The 19272-nt window shown below is 27.2% G+C and carries 17 protein-coding genes; 5 read left to right on the top strand and 12 right to left on the bottom strand.

Annotated elements, in window-relative coordinates; genetic code table 11:
• Positions 1-13: 13 nt before the first annotated feature.
• Positions 14-1345 carry a 6-phospho-alpha-glucosidase gene (locus BN6774_RS07065; protein WP_066891799.1) on the bottom strand — a complete coding sequence of 444 codons (1332 nt, stop codon included), beginning with the start codon at positions 1343-1345 and terminating at the stop codon, positions 14-16.
• A 266-nt stretch (positions 1346-1611) separates the two neighbouring features.
• Between BN6774_RS07065 and BN6774_RS07060 the strand changes: the two genes are divergently transcribed.
• Positions 1612-1791 (top strand): hypothetical protein, encoded by a 180-nt coding sequence (locus BN6774_RS07060; protein WP_235829591.1) that lies wholly within the window; start codon positions 1612-1614, stop codon positions 1789-1791.
• A gap of 15 nt (positions 1792-1806) precedes the next feature.
• On the opposite strand, the gene BN6774_RS07055 is transcribed toward BN6774_RS07060, so the two are convergent.
• From BN6774_RS07055 to BN6774_RS07045, 3 genes are all read right to left on the bottom strand, one after another.
• Complete coding sequence (locus BN6774_RS07055; RefSeq protein ID WP_066891793.1) at positions 1807-3387, bottom strand: PTS transporter subunit EIIC; 1581 nt, start codon at positions 3385-3387, stop codon at positions 1807-1809.
• 125 nt (positions 3388-3512) lie between these two features.
• On the bottom strand, positions 3513-4265 hold the full coding sequence (locus BN6774_RS07050) for a MurR/RpiR family transcriptional regulator (RefSeq protein WP_066891790.1): 753 nt from the start codon (positions 4263-4265) through the stop codon (positions 3513-3515).
• An 89-nt stretch (positions 4266-4354) separates the two neighbouring features.
• Positions 4355-4816 carry a YdeI/OmpD-associated family protein gene (locus BN6774_RS07045; protein WP_066891787.1) on the bottom strand — a complete coding sequence of 154 codons (462 nt, stop codon included), beginning with the start codon at positions 4814-4816 and terminating at the stop codon, positions 4355-4357.
• A gap of 92 nt (positions 4817-4908) precedes the next feature.
• On the opposite strand from BN6774_RS07045, the gene BN6774_RS07040 reads away from it, so the two are divergent.
• Complete coding sequence (locus BN6774_RS07040; RefSeq protein WP_066891784.1) at positions 4909-5706, top strand: choline/ethanolamine kinase family protein; 798 nt, start codon at positions 4909-4911, stop codon at positions 5704-5706.
• Between the two features lie 16 nt (positions 5707-5722).
• Here the strand turns inward: BN6774_RS07040 and BN6774_RS07035 are convergent, their stop codons facing one another.
• The 3 genes from BN6774_RS07035 to BN6774_RS07025 form a co-directional block, all read right to left on the bottom strand.
• The gene (locus tag BN6774_RS07035; protein WP_066891781.1) at positions 5723-6229 is read right to left on the bottom strand and encodes a GNAT family N-acetyltransferase; all 507 of its coding nucleotides are present in this window, start codon (positions 6227-6229) and stop codon (positions 5723-5725) included.
• A gap of 213 nt (positions 6230-6442) precedes the next feature.
• A complete protein-coding gene (locus BN6774_RS07030) occupies positions 6443-7153 on the bottom strand; it encodes a gamma-glutamyl-gamma-aminobutyrate hydrolase family protein (RefSeq protein ID WP_066891778.1) in 711 nt (236 codons plus the stop codon).
• Positions 7154-7301: 148 nt separating this feature from the next.
• Positions 7302-7682: an SHOCT domain-containing protein gene (locus tag BN6774_RS07025; protein ID WP_066891775.1), complete on the bottom strand. Its 381-nt coding sequence runs from the start codon at positions 7680-7682 to the stop codon at positions 7302-7304.
• 143 nt (positions 7683-7825) lie between these two features.
• On the opposite strand from BN6774_RS07025, the gene BN6774_RS07020 reads away from it, so the two are divergent.
• Positions 7826-8251: a hypothetical protein gene (locus BN6774_RS07020; protein WP_066891772.1), complete on the top strand. Its 426-nt coding sequence runs from the start codon at positions 7826-7828 to the stop codon at positions 8249-8251.
• Positions 8252-8285: 34 nt separating this feature from the next.
• Here the strand turns inward: BN6774_RS07020 and BN6774_RS07015 are convergent, their stop codons facing one another.
• From BN6774_RS07015 to BN6774_RS07005, 3 genes are all read right to left on the bottom strand, one after another.
• Positions 8286-10475, bottom strand: coding sequence for an alpha-galactosidase (locus tag BN6774_RS07015; RefSeq protein ID WP_066891769.1), 2190 nt, complete (start codon positions 10473-10475; stop codon positions 8286-8288).
• A gap of 194 nt (positions 10476-10669) precedes the next feature.
• Complete coding sequence (locus BN6774_RS07010; RefSeq protein ID WP_066891766.1) at positions 10670-11518, bottom strand: DegV family protein; 849 nt, start codon at positions 11516-11518, stop codon at positions 10670-10672.
• Between the two features lie 129 nt (positions 11519-11647).
• Complete coding sequence (locus BN6774_RS07005) at positions 11648-12100, bottom strand: L,D-transpeptidase (protein ID WP_066896504.1); 453 nt, start codon at positions 12098-12100, stop codon at positions 11648-11650.
• 179 nt (positions 12101-12279) lie between these two features.
• Between BN6774_RS07005 and BN6774_RS07000 the strand changes: the two genes are divergently transcribed.
• Both BN6774_RS07000 and BN6774_RS06995 read left to right on the top strand, forming a co-directional pair.
• Complete coding sequence (locus tag BN6774_RS07000; RefSeq protein ID WP_066891763.1) at positions 12280-12903, top strand: YeeE/YedE thiosulfate transporter family protein; 624 nt, start codon at positions 12280-12282, stop codon at positions 12901-12903.
• A gap of 2 nt (positions 12904-12905) precedes the next feature.
• Positions 12906-13478, top strand: coding sequence for a YeeE/YedE family protein (locus BN6774_RS06995; protein WP_066891760.1), 573 nt, complete (start codon positions 12906-12908; stop codon positions 13476-13478).
• 46 nt (positions 13479-13524) lie between these two features.
• On the opposite strand, the gene BN6774_RS06990 is transcribed toward BN6774_RS06995, so the two are convergent.
• Together BN6774_RS06990 and BN6774_RS06985 are read right to left on the bottom strand one after the other, a co-directional pair.
• Entirely contained in the window at positions 13525-17658 is a 4134-nt protein-coding gene (locus tag BN6774_RS06990; protein ID WP_066891757.1) for a SpaA isopeptide-forming pilin-related protein, read from the bottom strand.
• 106 nt (positions 17659-17764) lie between these two features.
• The gene (locus BN6774_RS06985; protein ID WP_066891755.1) at positions 17765-18886 is read right to left on the bottom strand and encodes a response regulator; all 1122 of its coding nucleotides are present in this window, start codon (positions 18884-18886) and stop codon (positions 17765-17767) included.
• Positions 18887-19272: the final 386 nt, after the last annotated feature.

Below are 19272 nucleotides of genomic sequence, written 5' to 3'. Positions count from 1 at the left end.
ATCTTATATAATATTATTTTAATTCTGGCCAATACTCTCTATTTGCCTCTATTAAATCATCTAAAATTTCCTTAGCAACTTTTGCACTTGGAACTGTTTTTGATAAAGTTAAAGCTTGCCATAACTTTTGATAGCTTCCTTCTATCCATGCTTCAACAACTAACTTTTCTACAGCTACTTGCTGCTCCATTAATCCTTTTTCAAATCTTGGAATACTCCCTTGAACTAAAGGTTCAGGCCCATTGCTTCCAACTATACATGGAACTTCTACCATTGCTGTTGGGTCAAAATTTTCAATAGCTCCTTTATTTTCTACTATACACAACATTCTTTCATGAGTGTTGTATGCTATTGCTCTAGCTAAATCAACTATAAATGTTGCATGAGCATCTATATGAAATTCTCCACCTTTAGCGGTACCAGCTTTTATTATATTTCTAGCAGCTTCAAATACGTTTTTTTCTCTTCCATTCATAACTTCATTTGCTCTAGTGTAATCTTTGTTAGAATGTTCCACTACATAATCTGGATATAAATAATACTTTAAGTATGTGTTTGGTAAGAAATTTGGATCTAATGCAATTAAATCTTTTGCCTTCTTATGAGTTTCTTGCCAACTTGGTTCTGTATGCTGAGTATCTACTTCTATTTGATTTAAATATCCATTTTCAGCAACATATTCTCTTAGTTTTGGCATTAAATCATTTCCTTGCTTATCTCTAACACTTGTCCACCAGCCAAAGTGATTTAATCCAAAATAATTCACTTCTAAATCTGCTGGTGTTAAGCCGACTATTTGAGACATACGACGTAATGTTCCTACAGGCATATCACAAATATTTAATACCTTTGATTTTGGCTTTAATACACGACACGCTTCTGCAACTATTGCTGCTGGATTTGAATAATTTAACATCCAACAATTAGGTGAATATTTTTCCATCATTTCTATCAATTCTAACATTCCACCTATAGAACGCATTCCATATGCTATCCCTCCTGGACCACAAGTTTCCTGTCCTACAACACCATGCTTTAATGGTATTTTTTCATCCTTTTCACGCATTTCATACTTACCAACTCTTATATGTGCCATACAAAAATCAACATCTGTAAATGCTTCTTCAGGATCTGTTGTATATAAAAACTCCACTTCTGGATAGCTTTCTTTTAATAATATTTTAAGGGCTTCCCCAATTACCTCTTGTCGTTCTTTATCATTATCATATAATTTTAACTTACGTAATGGAAAACGATGTGCATTATCTAAAAGCATCATTACTATTCCTGGCGTAAATGTGCTTCCTCCTCCTGCTATTACTACAGAAAATTTTCTATTATCCATATTACTTTCCACCTTTCATTATTTCCATATATAAAAATTAGTTTATATATATTTGAATTTTTTGTTATTTTTATTCCTTACAAGCACATTATAAAACAGTAAAATACCATGGTAAACAATTTCGAAACTCAAAGAAACAGGTTACCTCATGTTGTAACCTGTTCCTCATATATATCCTATATTAGTCCATTATTTTAACTAAATTTCCATCTAAAAAAATCTTATGATATAATTAAATAAATATATAAATGGGGGGTAGTTATGTCTTGGAAGTAATTGCAATATTAATATTGGCTGGACTATTTATATTTAATATTGTATTTTATATTCCTTATCTACTTAAAAAACAAGAAGAAAAACTTTCTCTACATTTTCAAGAAATCCAAATGAGACTTAATAGACTTGATAAATCAATTCAAGAAACAAAAAATAGGAGTGAAAATTAATCACTCCTATTTTTATTAATTTGCTTCTATTCCAAGAAATTCATCAACGCTTTTTCTAACTCCGTTAACTTTTAATCCATATACTACTTGAACGTTCTCACCCTTTATAATAACCCCATTTGCTTGTGTTTCATTCTTTAATAGATTTTCATTAACTAGTGATGAATCCTTTACTATTAATCTTAATCTTGTATAACAATTATCAACTTTTACTATATTATCTGCTCCACCTAAACCTTCTACTATTATAGGAGCCATTCCATCATTTCCTTTGATATCTTTTGACGCTGCCTTTGCCTTGTAATCGCTTTTTGTATACAGTTTAGTATCTCCATCTTCTTCTCTTCCTGGAGTTCTTAACTTAAATTTAGTTATAACAAATCTGAATATTACATAATAAACAACGAACTGTCCTAATCCAACTAAAATATACATTGGCCAGCCTGTCTTTTCTATTCCTAATGGTAAGTTATATAGTAAGAAATCTATTAACCCATTTGGACCTATTGCAGTAACTCCTAGTATATTTAATACAACCATACCTAATCCACTTAATAAACCATGTATCACAAATAATACTGGCGCTGCAAACATAAATGAAAATTCAATTGGTTCCGTAACACCTGCTAATATAGATGTAACAGCTGCTGGTATTAATATAGCTTTTATCTTAGTTTTATTTTGTGGTAATGCTGTATGGTACATTGCTAAACATGCACCTATTAAACCAAACATTTTAGAAAGTCCTCTAGCATCCCAAATTACTGATGCTGAAAGTTTAGCTATTGTTGGATCTGCCATTTCTGCAAAGTATATGTTTCTAGCTCCTTCAAAAACTTGTCCCCCAATCTCTGCAACCCCACCTAAAGAACTATATAAAAATGGTGTATAAACTAAGTGATGCAATCCTGTTGGAATTAGTAATCTTTCTAATGCTCCATATGTGAATATACCAAAATTTCCCGAGCCTTGTATAAACTCCCCAAGACTATTAATTACGCTTTGTACTGGTGGCCATACGTAGCTAAATAATATTGCTAACCCAACAGTAACAGGTATTAGTATTATAAATACTAATCTAGAACCACCATATATTTGGAAAGCTCCGTCAAATTCTTTCTCACAAAATTTATTATGAATATACGCAACAACAATACCTAATATAATACCTAAAAATACCCCCATATCAAGGATTTGAACCCCTAAAACTGTTGTCTGTCCACTTCCCCTTAAAGCATCTGCTGGTGCTAACTTTTCCGTTAAAGTTAAAAATATATTCATTGCATTTATAAATACTAAAAATACTAAAAGTGAAGTAAAACCTGCTTCTGCCTTTTTCTTCTTTGCAAGACCAACTGATAAACCTACACAAAATATAATGCCTAAATTAGTTAATATTGAAACTAATGATCCTGATAGCATCTTTCCAAGTCCATATACTAAATCATTTTTAAGAAATGGTAAGTACTCTGCTAACCTTGCATTTGTTAATATATTACCAATAGCTATTATTATACCTGCTATTGGCAATATTAAAACTGGTACAAACATTCCTTTAGAAAAGTCTTGCAACTTTGTCATTATCTTTTCCTTCATTATTATCTCCTCCATCGTTTCCCAGAAATCATTTACATTTTCATTATAATTAGCCTTTATATTTCTGTATATAGATTTTGTCTTCAAAAAAACGTGTTACCCAATTAGATAACACGTTACTTAGATTAATTGTTTTTTTGCCTATAATATTCATATATTAATAGCTCAACTAAAACTAATACTTTTGGAAAGAAAGTATTAGGCATTAAATTTCTATCGTCTAACTTATTTGTATCATCAATTTTAAAGCTTATATCAGCAAGCCTACTTATACTATTTTCTCTTTCGTTTGTAAAAGATACTACTTCTATTCCATATTCCTTTGCTGTTTTTACTTTATTTAAAACCATAGGAGTTTCTCCAGATTTTGAAATTACTATAATTGAACTTATATAATCTAAATTATTTTCAAAGACACCTATAGAATCTGTTCCATTAGATAAAATACATCTTTTCCCCATTACCAAAAGCTTTTTATTAATATATTCTGCAACTATTCCAGAAAAACCATTAGCATATATAAATATAAACTTATGATCATCTTTAAATAATATATCAATAAACCTATCAATACTCTCTTTACTATTTTCTTTTAAAAGACTATCCATATTTAAACTATCTACAAATCCTCGTTCATTTAAAGTATCTCCTAATTCATTTCTCTTTAAAGTAGCTAAATTATACTGCATTTCTAAAAATCCAGAATAGCCCAACTTTTTGGAAAGCCTCATAATTGTTGATGTAGAAGTAAAATTATTTTTAGCTATACCTCTTACTCCCAGTTTATTTACTTCATCTATATTATCCACTATATAATTTAATACTTTTATTTCTATCTCTGTAAGGCCTTTATTTTCTATAAACTTTGATAAATCCATTCTCTATATTCCTCCATTATTATAAGAAGATTATACAGTAATTAGTTAAAATTTTCACTCTTTTATTCTATCTATAGTTTCCTAAGTTATTAAATCTTTATATTTAATTCTAGTTTTTCTATAGCTTCTTCCTGCCTTTTTATTTTTGTTTCCTCTTTTTTAGCTGAAGTTATCCACTGAAAATACTTTCTTTTTTGAGAGTAAGATAAACTCTCGTAAAATTTATATGCATCATTATTTTTTATAAGCTTTTCTTTAAATTCTTTTGGAAGTTCTACTATTCTCTCATCTTCATCTTTTTCTATCTCTACACTTATAATATCACCATAGCTTTTTCCAATTTTATTTCTTATCTCTTTTGTTATACCTATCATATAACATGGTAAGCCCATTTTTACTATGGACCCCCTATAATCTATATTATCAAACTTCACTCTTACCTTTACTCTTTTTGAACCAAACTCCTTTTCAACATCTAACGGCACTTCTATATATGTAGCATCTTTATCTTTATGTTTTTTTATTTCAGCCTTAAAATTATATTTTTTCATGTATATCTCCTATTTTATTTAAGTATTAATTTATTTTATTATTATCTATTATATCTGATATAATAGATAATAATAAATACGTAGGTGAATTTATGAATAAAAAATTTAAGAAAATCCCTCTAATGAGAATTGGCGGTTTAAATAATTCTAATTATTTAGTTAAAATACAAGATGAAAAATATGTTTTAAGAATTCCTAGTAAAGATAATAAAAATAACTTTCACAATGAAAATGAAATATTAAATTTAATTAAACCTTTAAATATTTCCCCAGAAATAATTTATCATAACAAAGATAATGGAATATTATTAAGTAAATATATTGAAAGTAACAAATTTGATATTAATTTTTATAATTCAACTAATTTCGTTAATTTAATAGTTCATAGACTAAATATACTTCATAAACAAAAAAGTAATAACTACTTTAATCCTTTTAAAGAGATTTATGATAATATAAATTTCTTAAAAAGTATAAATTTCGCTTTTAATCATGACATAAATATATTAGTGAAAAAATTAAAAGACCTTGAAAAAGATTTGAACAAAAAAATTCATTATGGTCTGTGCCATAATGATTTAAATACTTCTAATATTTTATATTGCAGTAATTTAGTTTATCTAATAGATTTTGAATTTTCAGGAATGGGTGATGTTTTTTTTGATCTTGCAACCATATCATGGTTTCTAAAAGATAAGCTTCAAGATGAGCTAATTAAATCATACTTTGGCTATTGTAATATTGAGTTAAAAAATAAATTGAAAAATTATCTATTTGTGGTGAAATTATGGAATGCCACGTGGAGTTACGTAAAATCAATAAATAGTAAGTCAAGTTATGATTATAAACTTGGTGGAAATATAATATTAGACGATTTAATTAAATATTAAATCGTCTAATTATTTATTAAGCTGCTTTCTTTATAAAAGAGCTTATATCTATATGAAATTCAATTTCATTATCTAATTTTTTTACTTCTTTAAATCCAATTCCCTTAAATAAATTTTGGGATCTTTTATTAACCTTTTTTATTTTTGCAACTACACTACTAGCTCTCATTTCAAAGAAAGCAACTTTTAATGCCTCTATAACGGCATTATGACCAATTCCTATTCCCCATAGATCCTTTTCACCAACTGCAATTACAATTTCTACAAACTCGCCTTTAGGAACTAATCTCAAAAAGCCTATTGTTCCATATAGATTCTTTATAGTAAAAAATCTACAATTATTATTAAATAGATGAGTCAATATAGGCATATTTATCCTATTTACAACACTCATTAAATTTTTTTGTACGTTAGCTTCCTCATTTAAAAAACTAATTATTTCCTTATCACTAAGCCAATGACATATTTTTTCCGCATCAGCTCTATAAACCTCCTGACTCAGGATAACATTACTAATTTCCACAAAGAACACTCCTTAGTTAATATATTATAAAACAACACTCCTATATTAACTCCATTACTAATATAAGTAAAAATCAGTATTCTTTATTAAATAAGTTTATCTCATTTTTCTTAACTTTTCATCATTTTTCCAATGATTTTATACATTGTTTATATTTCCCATTTTTAGTTTTTTATTTACATTTAAAGTTATTAAAAGTATTTTTTTGTAAATTTATTTACAACTATTTATAAAGGCTTCAATTATTTTAAATTGCTCATTGTAATTTTTATATAATAATTCAGGATGCCATTGTACACCTAAAACAAATTTCTTATCCTCTAGATATATACTTTCTATAATATTATCTTCTGTTATTCCAGCTATCTTGATATTTGATGCTGTCCTTTTTATAGCTTGATGATGCATACTATTTACCATTATCTCTTCTTTTTTAATTATATTATATAGCATAGAATCTTGAATAATATTAACTTTATGAACTGGATTAGTATAAGGCTTTTCTTGCCTATGAATACTACCTTTCCCGTTATTTTTCTCTATACTTATATCTTGAAATAAGTTACCTCCTAAATACGAATTTAACAGCTGAAATCCTCTACAGATAGCTAATATAGGCTTGTCTACTTTCAGTATCTTCTGAATTAAAATTCTCTCCATAGTATCTCTATCATCATTAACCTCTCCACAATGCTCTAATTTTTTATCATTATAAATTTTAGGATTTATATCTTGCCCACCAGTTAATAAAAAACCATCAAATCTTTTAACTAAATTCTCTATATCTTCTTTATCATCTATTAATGGTAAAATAACTGGAGTTCCCCCTGAATCTATAATTGCATCTAAATACTCCTGTAGCATCCAAATACTTTCTTTTTCATCATCATATAATGCAGTTACTGCTATAATTGGTTTCTTCATAAAATCTCTTCTCCTTTATAAAGTAATTATTTAATATATTATGAAATAACTATATTTATATTTCAAGTGTCTTAATATAAATAAAAAGAAACTCAACTTAAGTTGAATTTCTTTTTATTTTTCCTCATTAAATTAGAATTTATAAAAATTATTTTATATTATTTAATATTTCAACTCTTTTGATTTCATATTCAGTATCTGTTATAATTCCATCATCTTTTAATGCCTTTAATTTTCTAAGCTTTTCCTCAAAGTCCATTTCTTTTTCATATAATCTTTCTGTACTTTTCAAAATACTATCATCATAATCATCTTCTATATATATTTCTTCAGTTGGTATTCCTTTGCTTCCAAAAGCATTCACTCCATTAGTTATAGTAATAACTATGGCAATTATAGTCCATAAGAGGCCAAAAGCCCCTGCATCAGGTATTATAACAAAAATACCTATTCCAACAAATATTAGTCCTACTATAAATCCTGGTATAGACGCTTGCTTACTAGGTTTCACCTTAATATTTCTTCTCATATAAATTCCCTCCAATAATATTAAGTATATTCTATCATTTTCTATATAATAATTAAATCTAATATTACTAAATATAAGTCTTTAACAATACAAGTTAGTTTATCATATACTATTTTGAAAGATTCTAAGGAGGTTATATTACCTTGGAAACAAATGAATTTATTAATTGTATTGAGGAATATATAAAAAATTTAGATTTAAGTGTTGCAGATTTAGAAGCCCTTGGTGCCTCCTTAAATGCGCTTGGATATTTAATAATCTATTATGGTGCTAGAACAGAAACTTGTGATTTAATTACTAACAACGAAGTAGATATAACACCTGCTAAATTACTATTACTAGGACAAGTAATTATAGTAGTTGGATACTTAATTTTATGGTTAGCTAGTACTAAAAGGTTTTATTCTATTAAACTTAAAGTTGATTATTTAGAAAGACTTAGATGGTTATCTTCATATAAAAAACTTGAAAGATCTTATATAATAAGCTCTTTTGCAAACTTTTTAAGACTTGAAGCATTCTATGAAATCTTTATAGAAAGAAATTTAAATGTTAATAAAGATGAGTAATCCACCAATATAATTATATTGGTGGATTACTTTTCTATACCTCTTTTAAATATATAATTTTGCCTTTAAAATCTCCATATAAACTAGTTAAGTTTATTCCTGCATTCATTAATGCTGATCCTGATAAGACTTCTTCCGTTTCTATATTTTTATATAATTTACTTTTTTCTAAGCCTTTCAGCTTTATTCTTCTACTATGGTAATTAGGTCTTCCAAGAACTTGAATACAAGTAACTAAAACTTCATCCTTTTCCTTAGAAACCACTTGCCAAGCATCAAACTCGTTGTTCTCCGAATAATTTTCTAATCTATAATAATCTCCTCTTCTAATTAGATCATTATATTTATGATACATTTCTACTTGTTTAGGAATCATTTTTCTATCTTCTTCAGGTATTCTAGTTACATCTAATTCATATCCAAAAGTACCTGCTAATGCCACATATCCTCTAGTTTCAAATGGAGTTGTTCTTCCTACTGTATGATTAGGACAATCACTTACATGAGCCCCTATTGTTGATAAAGGATATACCATTGAAGTGCCTTCTTGAATTTTTAATCTTTCAATAGCATCTGTATCGTCAGAACACCAAATTTGAGGACTATAATAAAGCATTCCTGGATCAAATCTAGCCCCTCCACCTGAGCAATTTTCTAGTAATATATCTGGAAAATCCTTTGTTAATTTATCCATCATATAGTAAACACCTAAAACATATCTATGGAATAACTCCCCCTGATGTTCTTTATCTAATAAATAACTACCTAAATCACTTAACTGCCTATTCATATCCCACTTAATGTATTTTATATTTGCACTTGATATAACATTTTTTATTTCCTTATAAATATGGTCAACTATCTCTTTTCGAGAAAAATCTAAAACATATTGTTCCCTACATAATGCTGGTTTTCTACCTGGAATTTGTATGCACCAGTCTGGATGTTTTTTGAAAAGCTGTGATTCTTCTGATATCATTTCTGGTTCGATCCATATTCCAAAATCCATTCCAAGCTTATTTACTTCATCTACTAAATATTTTAACCCTCCACTTATCTTTTCTTCATTAATAAACCAATCTCCTAGTGATGAATTGTCAGCATTACGTTTTCCAAACCATCCATCATCCATAACAAGCATTTCTATTCCTAAAGAGGATGCTTCCTTTGCTATATCTATAAGTTTGCTAGTATTAAAATCAAAATAAGTAGCTTCCCAATTATTAATTAATATTGGTCTCTTTTTATCCTTATACTCTCCTCTTATTAAATTATTTCTGTATAAATCATGGAAGGTTCTGGTCATTTTACCTGTCCCTTCATTTGAATATACCATAACTACTTCAGGTGCTATAAATTCTTCATTTTTATTTAAAATCCATCTAAAATCTTCTGGATTTATTCCCATTACCACTCTAGTTGTATCAAATTGACATCCTTCAGCCTGTGCAATAAAATTTCCAGAGTAAACAAAATTAAAGCCGTACACATTACCATAATCATCTGTCGCGTTTTTATCTACTAAAGCTATAAAGGGATTATGCTGATGACTTGATTCACCTCTTATGCTAGATACCCCTTGCTTCCCATAGCCTATTGCCTTTCTTTGAATATGTCTCTCTCTTGCCCATGAACCATTTAATGTAATCATGTCATAATCTACTCCCTCCAGAGTAACGCAAGTTGATAAAACCTTTTCTAATATTATATTATCTTCACCTAAATTTTTAACTTTTACACTTCTAGTAATTACATCTAAATTTTCAAAAACAGTATAAATAAGTATAACTTCTATGTTTAAAAAACTATCTATACAATTTATTTCAAGACTTGTACACTCCTCTTCATTGCCATAAGTAGAAGGTAAATCTTTAATTTCTTTTTTTCCTTTGTAAATCTCATGAGATTTATACTGAAGTTTAATATATGAATGTCCATTTTTATCTAATATTTTTATAGCAGATTCTCTGTAATCACCAATTCCATGATTGGAATATTCAAAAGGAAAACTATCATAAAAAGGCACTCTATCTCTATTATTTTTAGATGGTACAAATGGAGCTTCATAAATTCTCATCAAATAGTTTAAATCATCATCTGTAACTTTTTCTCCGAAATAGACATGCCCTAAAAAATTTTCATCATCAACAATTGCTATTATATAAGATGTATTTTTCGCATCTAACTTAAAACTTCTATTTTTCTCAATAAATCTAATTCCCATTGTTCTTCCTCCAAATTTGATTTTGTGAAATTCACCTTCATTATACTATCTTAATTTTATATTTTAAATGTTTTCATAACCTTTATTATAACTTACTATATTTTGCATAGATATTAATTATTATATTTATAAAAAAGCACAGTATTTTTGTTTTTACCAAAAATACTATGCTCTAATTTCTTATATATTAAGTTTTAATCTAATAACTCATGTTTTTTTATACTTTGTATAGCTACACAGCCTGGACCACCTTGAGTTATAAATGCAGGTCCCAATTCCTTTATCTCAACTTCTACATCCATTTCTTCTAAAATAATATTCTTTGCTTCTGTAGCTAATTCTAAATTTAAAGCATGAGAAACATAAATTTTATATTTACTATCAATGTTATTTTCTATTAAATGCTCTGTTATCTTTTTAATAGCTTTTTTAAAGGTACGTTTAGCTGTAAACTTAGTTAAAGATTTACTATCATCTGAAAGTGCCATAACAGGTACTAATTTTATTGCACTACCAATTTTTCCAACTAATGATGATATTCTTCCTCCCCTTACTAAAAAGTCAAAGTCATGAGGAATTAAAAAAGATTCAGATGTTTCAATATATTTTTCTATTTCTTTAATTATTTCATCTTTACTATAGCCATTATCAACTAACTTAACTGCCAAATCTACTAAATATCTTTGAGGTCCACATAATGTTCTAGAATTAATTACCTCTATTCTATCAGGATTGCTATCCATATTCTTTGCCATACATGCAGAGCTATAGGTTCCTGATAAGCCATCAGCCATAGAAATATTTATAATTTCGTCTTCAGGATATTTGTTATATAAGTCAATTACCTGTCCAATTGGAGGCTGAGAAGACTTAGGCACATGCCCCTTATTTATTAAGTCAATAAACTCTTCTGAACATATTTCTTCATATTCCATGTAAGTTCTATCATTAATTGTAACAACTAGTGGTGAAATATCTACCTTATTCGCTTGTCCTTCTTTAATTGAATAAAGGGTAGATGAATCTGATATAATTTTAATCATCTTTTGTCTCCAATTCATAATTTATAATTTGCTAAATAATTAATTCACTCTTTCAGATTATCATTGTAACACCTTTAGGTCAATAGATTTTTTGTAAACATTTAAGCAATTAATATTTACATAAATATTTTAACTAATAAAAACCTTAGTACCTTCTAAAATATTATCATATATCCATTTTGCATTGGTTTTATCCAGTCTAATACATCCATCAGATAAAGCCATTCCAAGCCTTCCATCTCTAATACTTCCATCTAAATTATATAGAATTGAATGAAATAAATAATTACCTTTAAACTGGGTGTAATACCAACATTTATAGCCTTTCTCAACTCCAAAATAAAGCCCCTTAATTCCTATCGTAAAATTCCCTTTAGGTGTAGGTGTAGATTTTTTTCCTATTGTGCAAAGATAGCTATGCAATAATGTCCAATTATTTTTTGATCCCATAAAAATATTAACCTTAAAGTTTCTTAAATCAACCCAAATAAAATACTTAGTATTACTTGTAAAGCTACTTGAATTAACATACTTTGTAGCATTTTCTATATAATTTTTATCTCCTCTAAGCTTCCCCAACATCTTATTAAAAATTTTCAATTTAAATACCTCTATATATTTATTTATAAGTTATACTATGCATTAAGAAGTAAAATTTCTAAAAAAATTCACTTTTATATCACTATGTGATTAAGTTACATACAAATATTTCTTTCCATTATATATTTATATCAAGAAATAAATTTCAGGAGGAAATATAAATGAAAAATAAAAAATGGTTATTAGGAGCTTTGATTTTAGGTTTTTCCTTTTTCATATCAGTCTTTTTAGTAAAACCTATAGGAGTATCAACTCAATTTTCTGTATTATCAGGTATAATTCATAGTTCAATTGATAAAGATGTTATAAAAGAAGATCCTACAAGAGAAAGTGGTTATATAAGCTCAAATAAATATTATGATAAATCTGAAGGTAAACTAGCAAAATCAATTAAAAACCCAATAAATTATGATTTTATATTTGTTTTAGCTATACCTTTAGGAGGATATTTAGGGTACACATTGTTAAAGAAGAAAAATTTAATACAAACCTCTGAATTTGAAGATGAAGAATTTCAAAGTTGTCCTGTTGAAGAAAACAAGTCAACTTCTACATGTAGTACAGGAGAAAAATGTTTTGTTAAAAAATATGGTCCTAGTTTCTTAGGTGGAGCAATACTATTATTTGGTGCAAGGCTTGCGGATGGATGTACTAGTGGACATATGATGAGTGGAATGATGCAAGGAAGTGTAAGTGGATATATATTTGCTATTTCTGTATTTGCAACTGCAATTCCAACTGCAATTATTTTAAATAAAATAAGAACTAATAAAAGGAGGGCTTAACTATGGAAATTATATTAGCAATATTATTAGGTGGATTTTTTGGATTTGCTCTTTCCCTAGCAAAAGCTACTAATTTTAATAAAATACTTAAAATGTTACGATTAGAAGATTTATCTCTTGCCAAAATAATACTTTTTGCAATAGGGTTTTCAAGTGTACTATTATCTCTATCTAATGCTTTAGGAATCTTTGATATATCTAATTTAAGTGTAAAAACTATGAATCTTGGAGTAATATTAGGAGGACTTTTATTTGGATTTGCCTTTGGCTCAATTGGGACATGCCCTGGAACTTGCCTTGGAGCTATTACTAATAAGAATACTCTAAAGAAAGCATTAGCTGCAGTTTTAGGTGGATTATTTGGTGCATTCTTATTCTCACTTTCATATGCTCCTTTAGAAGAAATGGGAGTGTTCGATAGTCTAAACCTTGGTAAGATGACATTATTTAATTTATCTGAAAAATTCCCATCAGTATTTGATTTTGGTTTTACTGGATTATTCTTGGTAGGTATATTATTTATGATAGCAGCATACTTTTTACCAATGTCTATTTTAAAAACTGAAGAAAGATAATATAACAAAAAGCTTTTGCATAACACTATGCAAAAGCTTTTATTTTTTATTTATTTAACTTTAATTTCTTCTTAAATAATAATCCACTTCCTACTACTATTAATGCTAATCCAACTAATATAAATAGTCTTAAATCAAATACATCCCCTGTTGAAGGAAGATCACCCTTACCTAAACTATTATTGCTATCTATATTACCATTGTCTACATCCTCTTTTATCTTCACATTCTTGAAAGTAAATACTTGAGTCTTTGATGAATCTATAATAACCTCCACTTCAATATAATCTTTTATATAGCCCTCTGGAGCTTTAGTTTCTTTTAAAAGATACTTACCATAATCAACATCTTCAAATCTTACTAATCCATTTTCATCACTAATTGATTTTGATATTTCCTTACCTTCTTTGTTATATAGAGTAAACTCTGCTCCCTTTAGTGGATTTCCATCTTCATCAACTTTTTTAATTTCTATTGTTCCTTTTATTCTAGTATTTTCAACTTCATATAAATATACTAAATTATTTTCTTTAACACTTACTTCGATTTTTTCATCACTACCAATATAACCTTCTGGAGTTTTGGTTTCTTTAATATAATACTCCCCATATACTATATCTTTAAATAATGCTATTCCATCTTCATTAGTTACTGAAGTTTCAATAACTTCATCATCATTATTATAAAGAGTAAATTCTGCTCCAGTTACCTTATTTCCATCTTGATCTAACTTCTTAATCTTTATGTTAGCTCTAATTTTAGTATTAGTAATTGTTCCTGCTTCATAAAGTAATCCTGTTTCTTCTTTATCTACACTAACCTTTAATACTTCTTCTGAAAGGTTGTACCCCTCTGGAGCTATAGTTTCTTTTACTTGATAATTTCCATAAGGTACATTCGTAAATGTAACTAGTCCATTTTCATCTGTTACTCCCTTTTGAACTACATTACCTTCTAAGTCATATAAGGTAATTTCTGCATTTGCTAAGAAATTATTATCTTCACTTATCTTTACTACTTTAATATTTCCTAATATTTTTTCGTTACTTATGGTTTCTTTTAAAACTACTCCATTTTCACTAATAGTAAAATAATGTCTAGAACTATTTAATACATAACCTTTTGGCGCCTTAGTCTCAACATAATAATAGTTTCCGTAAAGTAATTTTTCAAATTTAACTATTCCATTTTCATCTGTTATTCCTTTAGCTACTTCATTTTCAGAATCTTTTTTATAAATAGTAAATTCTGCTCCCCCTAATGCCATATTATTTTCATCTAATTTTAATAATTCTAAATTAGCTTTAATAATACTGTTTTCAAAAACACGAGTTATATTTTTACTATCATCTACACTTTTTATAGTGAACTCATGAATACTATTCTTATTTAACATATACCCTTCTGGTGGAGCTACCTCTTCTAGGTAATATGGAATATCAAATTTAATTTTATTAAACATTAAGCTTCCATTTTCATCTGTTTCACCTGTAACTATTATATTTTTGTACTTATCTAATAAATTAAACTTTGCCCCCTTAAGCTTTATATTATTTCTATCCTTATCAACTTTTATTACAGTTATAGTACCTCTTGTACCTACAGCACTCCCACCACCTGATTGAAATTCTACTCTAATATCGCTTATAGTACTTTCTTCCTTAGTTTTTTCTCCTTTAAAATTCACCGTATTAGTAAATGGTTGTTTATTTTTATCTACAATATTTGTTCTAAAAGTTAATAAATATGGTGAATTCACTTCATCTAGAAAATTAAATATAAACTTTCTAGTATTAACATCATATTTAACGCTATTTTCATCTAATTCAACAGGATAACCCTTAACTAAACTTCCATCCTCATTTAACGTTTGCTTATATAATACTATAGATGTTGTATCTAGCTCTAACCCTTCTTGTAAGTCATCTTCAATAATTACATTTCCCATAGAAATTGAATTAGAGTTTATTACTACATTCCAATCAATATAGTCTTTCCCACTTTCATAATCTGCTGATTTGTTAATTACTGAGTTTTCAATTTTTCTCTCTGCCTCTGTAGATACATTTGGAGGGATAACATCACCTGTTATTTCAGCCTTATTATTAATAGTCTTTTGCCCATTGGTATAAAAAATAGAATCATCTGTCACCTTAGTTCTAAAAGTAATTTCATAAGTATCACTTATTTCATCTTTAAATGTATATGTTAAAGTGCCTGTTTTTTCTTTATCATCCTTATTTGCCTTTGTATAAACAAACCCATTATTATCAGCATTATTATTTATAGCTGCAGAACCTTCAACATATTCTTGTCCTACTTTAATATTATCAGTAACAACTACTTCTCCTAAGTCTGTCTTGTTTTTATTAACAATTATCTTCCAAGTAATTTCTTTATCTACATAATTATAACTTAATGATTGTTTATCAATAACATTACTTGTAACTTTTTGTTCTGCTGTACTATTAACTTCATCTATATTACTTCCATTCATAGTTGCAGTATTTCTATATTCTTCACTAACATTTCCTGCATAAATACTACTATCAGTTATTTCAGTTTTAAATGTAATGACATATTTTTTGTTAATTGTCTCATTAAAACTATAAGTAATAGTTCCAGTTTTATCTATAATTCCTTCTAAAGCTGGTTCATATTTGAATTTATTAGTATCAGCATCTAGTCCATCTATTTTAAAACTTCCATCAACATACTTTTGCCCTACGGGTATATTATCTGTTACTACTGGATTTACAAGCTCTACTTCATTACTATTAACCTCTATCTTCCATGTTAGATAATGATTTGCCGCATCATATTTCTCTACAGAACTTTTTCTTAAAATATTGCTAACTACTCCCACAGTAGCATCTGAATGGGGTTTTCCTTCTAATCCTTCAACTATAGTTGCAGTATTCTTAAAATTAGTAGTATCATTTGACTGATAAACTTTTTCATTTACAACTTTAGTAGAATACCTAATTATTTGTTGAGTATTAATTATTCCCTTAAATGTATACTCTAATTTTTTATTAATCTCATTATAATTGTAATTATTATTTACTTCATTATTTACTTTAAATGAGTCTTTTATTAATTCTAACCCAGTTGGTATAACATCTTCTATCTTTAAATTCTTAATCTCTAAAGCATTGTTATTTACTTTAATAGTCCAATCTATCTTTTTTTCACTTGAATTATATTTACCATATTTTTCAATATAGTTAGTCTTAACATTTACTGAAGCTTCGTTTGACTCCCTACTTCCACTATCTATATCAAGGATTGCCTTATTATATAATTTTATGCTTTCACCTTGTTCTTTTGGTAAAACACTTATATCACTTATTCTAGTTTTAAAAGAAATTATGTGTTTTTTATTAACTTCTTCATCAAATTTATAAGTTAGTGTTCCAGACTTACTACTATCATTTTGGGCAACTTCATATAAAAACCCACTTTTATCAGCCCCATTATCTATTGTGGCTGATCCTTCAATGTACTCTTGTCCCAAAGGAATATTATCTATTATTTTTGCACTTTTTACATTAACATTTTCTTTATTAAATTCAATATTCCATGTAATTTCATTTTTAGTTCCATCATAACCAATACCTTTTTTTGATATAGAAGCTTCTGGAATTGGATCTTGCTTGAACTTAACTTCAATTACAATTGGTTCAGATTGCCCAAATAAAATAAATTCTATTTTTTCACTAGGCCCATTTCCAATATTATTTCTATCAAATTTTGTTTTTAAATAAAAATTACCTTTTACATTTGAATAACTTCCAGTATATTCAGTAAATTCTATATCTATTTGACCCCCCTTTTTAAAATGAGCTATAGCAACAACTTTCCCCTCTTCATCAGATAGATTTTCATCAAAATCACTTATAAGCTCTATTTGCTTTGGTATCCTAACAGTAAAAAACTCCCCGGCCTTTACATCTTCAACATTTGGAATTTCAAAATTAAAATTAATACGTACCTCTGAAGATTTATCTATTTCTTCTCCTAGAGGTTTACCTTTAAAATCTGTTAATTCAATTGATGTAATAAATTTAAACTCTTTAATTTCTTCAGCTCTTACTATATCTGTATAACTAATGCCCGAAAATAATTGTAAAATTACTGTTATTAATATAAAAAAAGCTGGCTTTCTAAATTTTCTCATATTCTCCTCCATTATAAATCATAATTATTATTATCAAATAATAATTATATAGGAGGATTCTCACAAATAACTCACAAGTAAGTTATAAAGGAAAATATAATTTCTTTTACAAATTATTTATTAAATATAAATAAAGTTTTTCTGTTGACTTCCTTGGAGAAACATTTAATTCTTTCTTTAAATAATTTTTCAAACCATTAAAAGTATTTATTATGCCCATTTTATTTTCAAACTTAAAATCATTTTTCATGGCTAAATCAGTTAGGTCTTCATCCAATGGATTGTCTTTTAAAAGTTTTCTTAAAACTTCTTCCGATTTATAATATTCTTCTTTATTATAAAAATACTCACTTATATTTTTTCCTATATTTAAGAAAAATTTATCTAACTCCTCTTTTATATCAATAGACCATACATAATCTTTATTTCTAAATAAACTACCCTTATATATTTTATTAATTTTTTCAAATTTTTCTATATTATCATCATTTAACTCTAAATTTAGCATAATAAAATCTTCACATTCCCAAAGATCACACTCAAAATGATTTAAATCAATTTTATAACATCCTTTTTCATAAGAAACAATGTTTTCTATTCTATTTATTTTTAATGTTTGCTTTAATCTATAAATACTATTATGTAAGCTGTGCAATGCTTTCTCTGGAGATGCTTCTGGCCAAAAAAGTACACTAAGATACCATCTATCAAGTGAATTACCTCTTGCAACAATAAAACGTGCAAATAATTCTTCAACCTTTGCAGTTGGCCATTTTATTATTTCATTTTCATTATTCCCATAAACTTTAAAATCTCCTAATGTACAAATTTTATTCCTATTTTTTTCTTTTTCTAAAAATCTTATTCCATCTTTAAATTTTAATAATTTTTTTACTGTTTCATTTACTGAATCTTTAGTTATTGGCTTTAATATATAATCAATTGCGCTAACCTTAAATGCATCTAACGCATACTTCTCATGAGCTGTTACAAAAACTATTTGTATATTACTGTTAAATTCCTTTAATTTTTTGGATACTTCAATTCCACTTAAGCTAGGCATTTCAATATCTAAAAAAACAATTTCCGGGGATAACTCTTTTAATCTTTGTAAGGCTTCATTGGCATCAACAAAACTTCCTACAATATTAAAATATTTATTTTCCCCTATAATTAACTTAGCTGCTTCTAACATTAAATTATCATCTTCAATAATTATAGTTCTCATAACAATCTCTTCCCTCCATTAAATAATATCAAAACATCTATATACCTATATCTTACACTTTTTTTAATATTTAGAAAATATTATTCTATAAATTTAATTTCATCTTTAAAATTGAAAATTTACTACTTTTTGAAAATATTTATTCTTATTTCACATTTTAATAATAAATATGGTTTTTATTTGATTTCTTGTAATTTTTCTTAATATAAATTGATATTCACTTAACTTTCTTAATTTAATTTGCCAAAACAACATTCCCAATATTTGCTTTTTTTGATGTTCTTATGTAAAATTATAATGATATGAAGGAGGATGATGCATATGTGGGGCTTAGATTAAGCTCTATTATTGTTTTATAAGAGTAATTACCTTAACTTTATAGAGCT

This window comes from Clostridium nigeriense, from assembly GCF_900086595.1.
GTDB classification, from domain to species: domain Bacteria; phylum Bacillota; class Clostridia; order Clostridiales; family Clostridiaceae; genus Clostridium; species Clostridium nigeriense.
Note: the sequence above shows the minus strand (reverse complement) of the source record. Positions and strands in the feature narration are given on the sequence as shown.

What these genes read in the sequence shown, in the direction of transcription:
- BN6774_RS07065 (WP_066891799.1), bottom strand. Translation starts at nt 1,345, where the DNA reads ATGGATAATAGAAAATTTTCTGTAGTAATAGCAGGAGGAGGAAGCACA.
- BN6774_RS07055 (WP_066891793.1), bottom strand. Translation starts at nt 3,387, where the DNA reads ATGAAGGAAAAGATAATGACAAAGTTGCAAGACTTTTCTAAAGGAATG.
- BN6774_RS07050 (WP_066891790.1), bottom strand. Translation starts at nt 4,265, where the DNA reads ATGGATTTATCAAAGTTTATAGAAAATAAAGGCCTTACAGAGATAGAA.
- BN6774_RS07045 (WP_066891787.1), bottom strand. Translation starts at nt 4,816, where the DNA reads ATGAAAAAATATAATTTTAAGGCTGAAATAAAAAAACATAAAGATAAA.
- BN6774_RS07040 (WP_066891784.1), top strand. Translation starts at nt 4,909, where the DNA reads ATGAATAAAAAATTTAAGAAAATCCCTCTAATGAGAATTGGCGGTTTA.
- BN6774_RS07030 (WP_066891778.1), bottom strand. Translation starts at nt 7,153, where the DNA reads ATGAAGAAACCAATTATAGCAGTAACTGCATTATATGATGATGAAAAA.
- BN6774_RS07025 (WP_066891775.1), bottom strand. Translation starts at nt 7,682, where the DNA reads ATGAGAAGAAATATTAAGGTGAAACCTAGTAAGCAAGCGTCTATACCA.
- BN6774_RS07015 (WP_066891769.1), bottom strand. Translation starts at nt 10,475, where the DNA reads ATGGGAATTAGATTTATTGAGAAAAATAGAAGTTTTAAGTTAGATGCG.
- BN6774_RS07010 (WP_066891766.1), bottom strand. Translation starts at nt 11,518, where the DNA reads ATGATTAAAATTATATCAGATTCATCTACCCTTTATTCAATTAAAGAA.
- BN6774_RS07005 (WP_066896504.1), bottom strand. Translation starts at nt 12,100, where the DNA reads ATGTTGGGGAAGCTTAGAGGAGATAAAAATTATATAGAAAATGCTACA.
- BN6774_RS07000 (WP_066891763.1), top strand. Translation starts at nt 12,280, where the DNA reads ATGAAAAATAAAAAATGGTTATTAGGAGCTTTGATTTTAGGTTTTTCC.
- BN6774_RS06995 (WP_066891760.1), top strand. Translation starts at nt 12,906, where the DNA reads ATGGAAATTATATTAGCAATATTATTAGGTGGATTTTTTGGATTTGCT.
- BN6774_RS06990 (WP_066891757.1), bottom strand. Translation starts at nt 17,658, where the DNA reads ATGAGAAAATTTAGAAAGCCAGCTTTTTTTATATTAATAACAGTAATT.
- BN6774_RS06985 (WP_066891755.1), bottom strand. Translation starts at nt 18,886, where the DNA reads ATGAGAACTATAATTATTGAAGATGATAATTTAATGTTAGAAGCAGCT.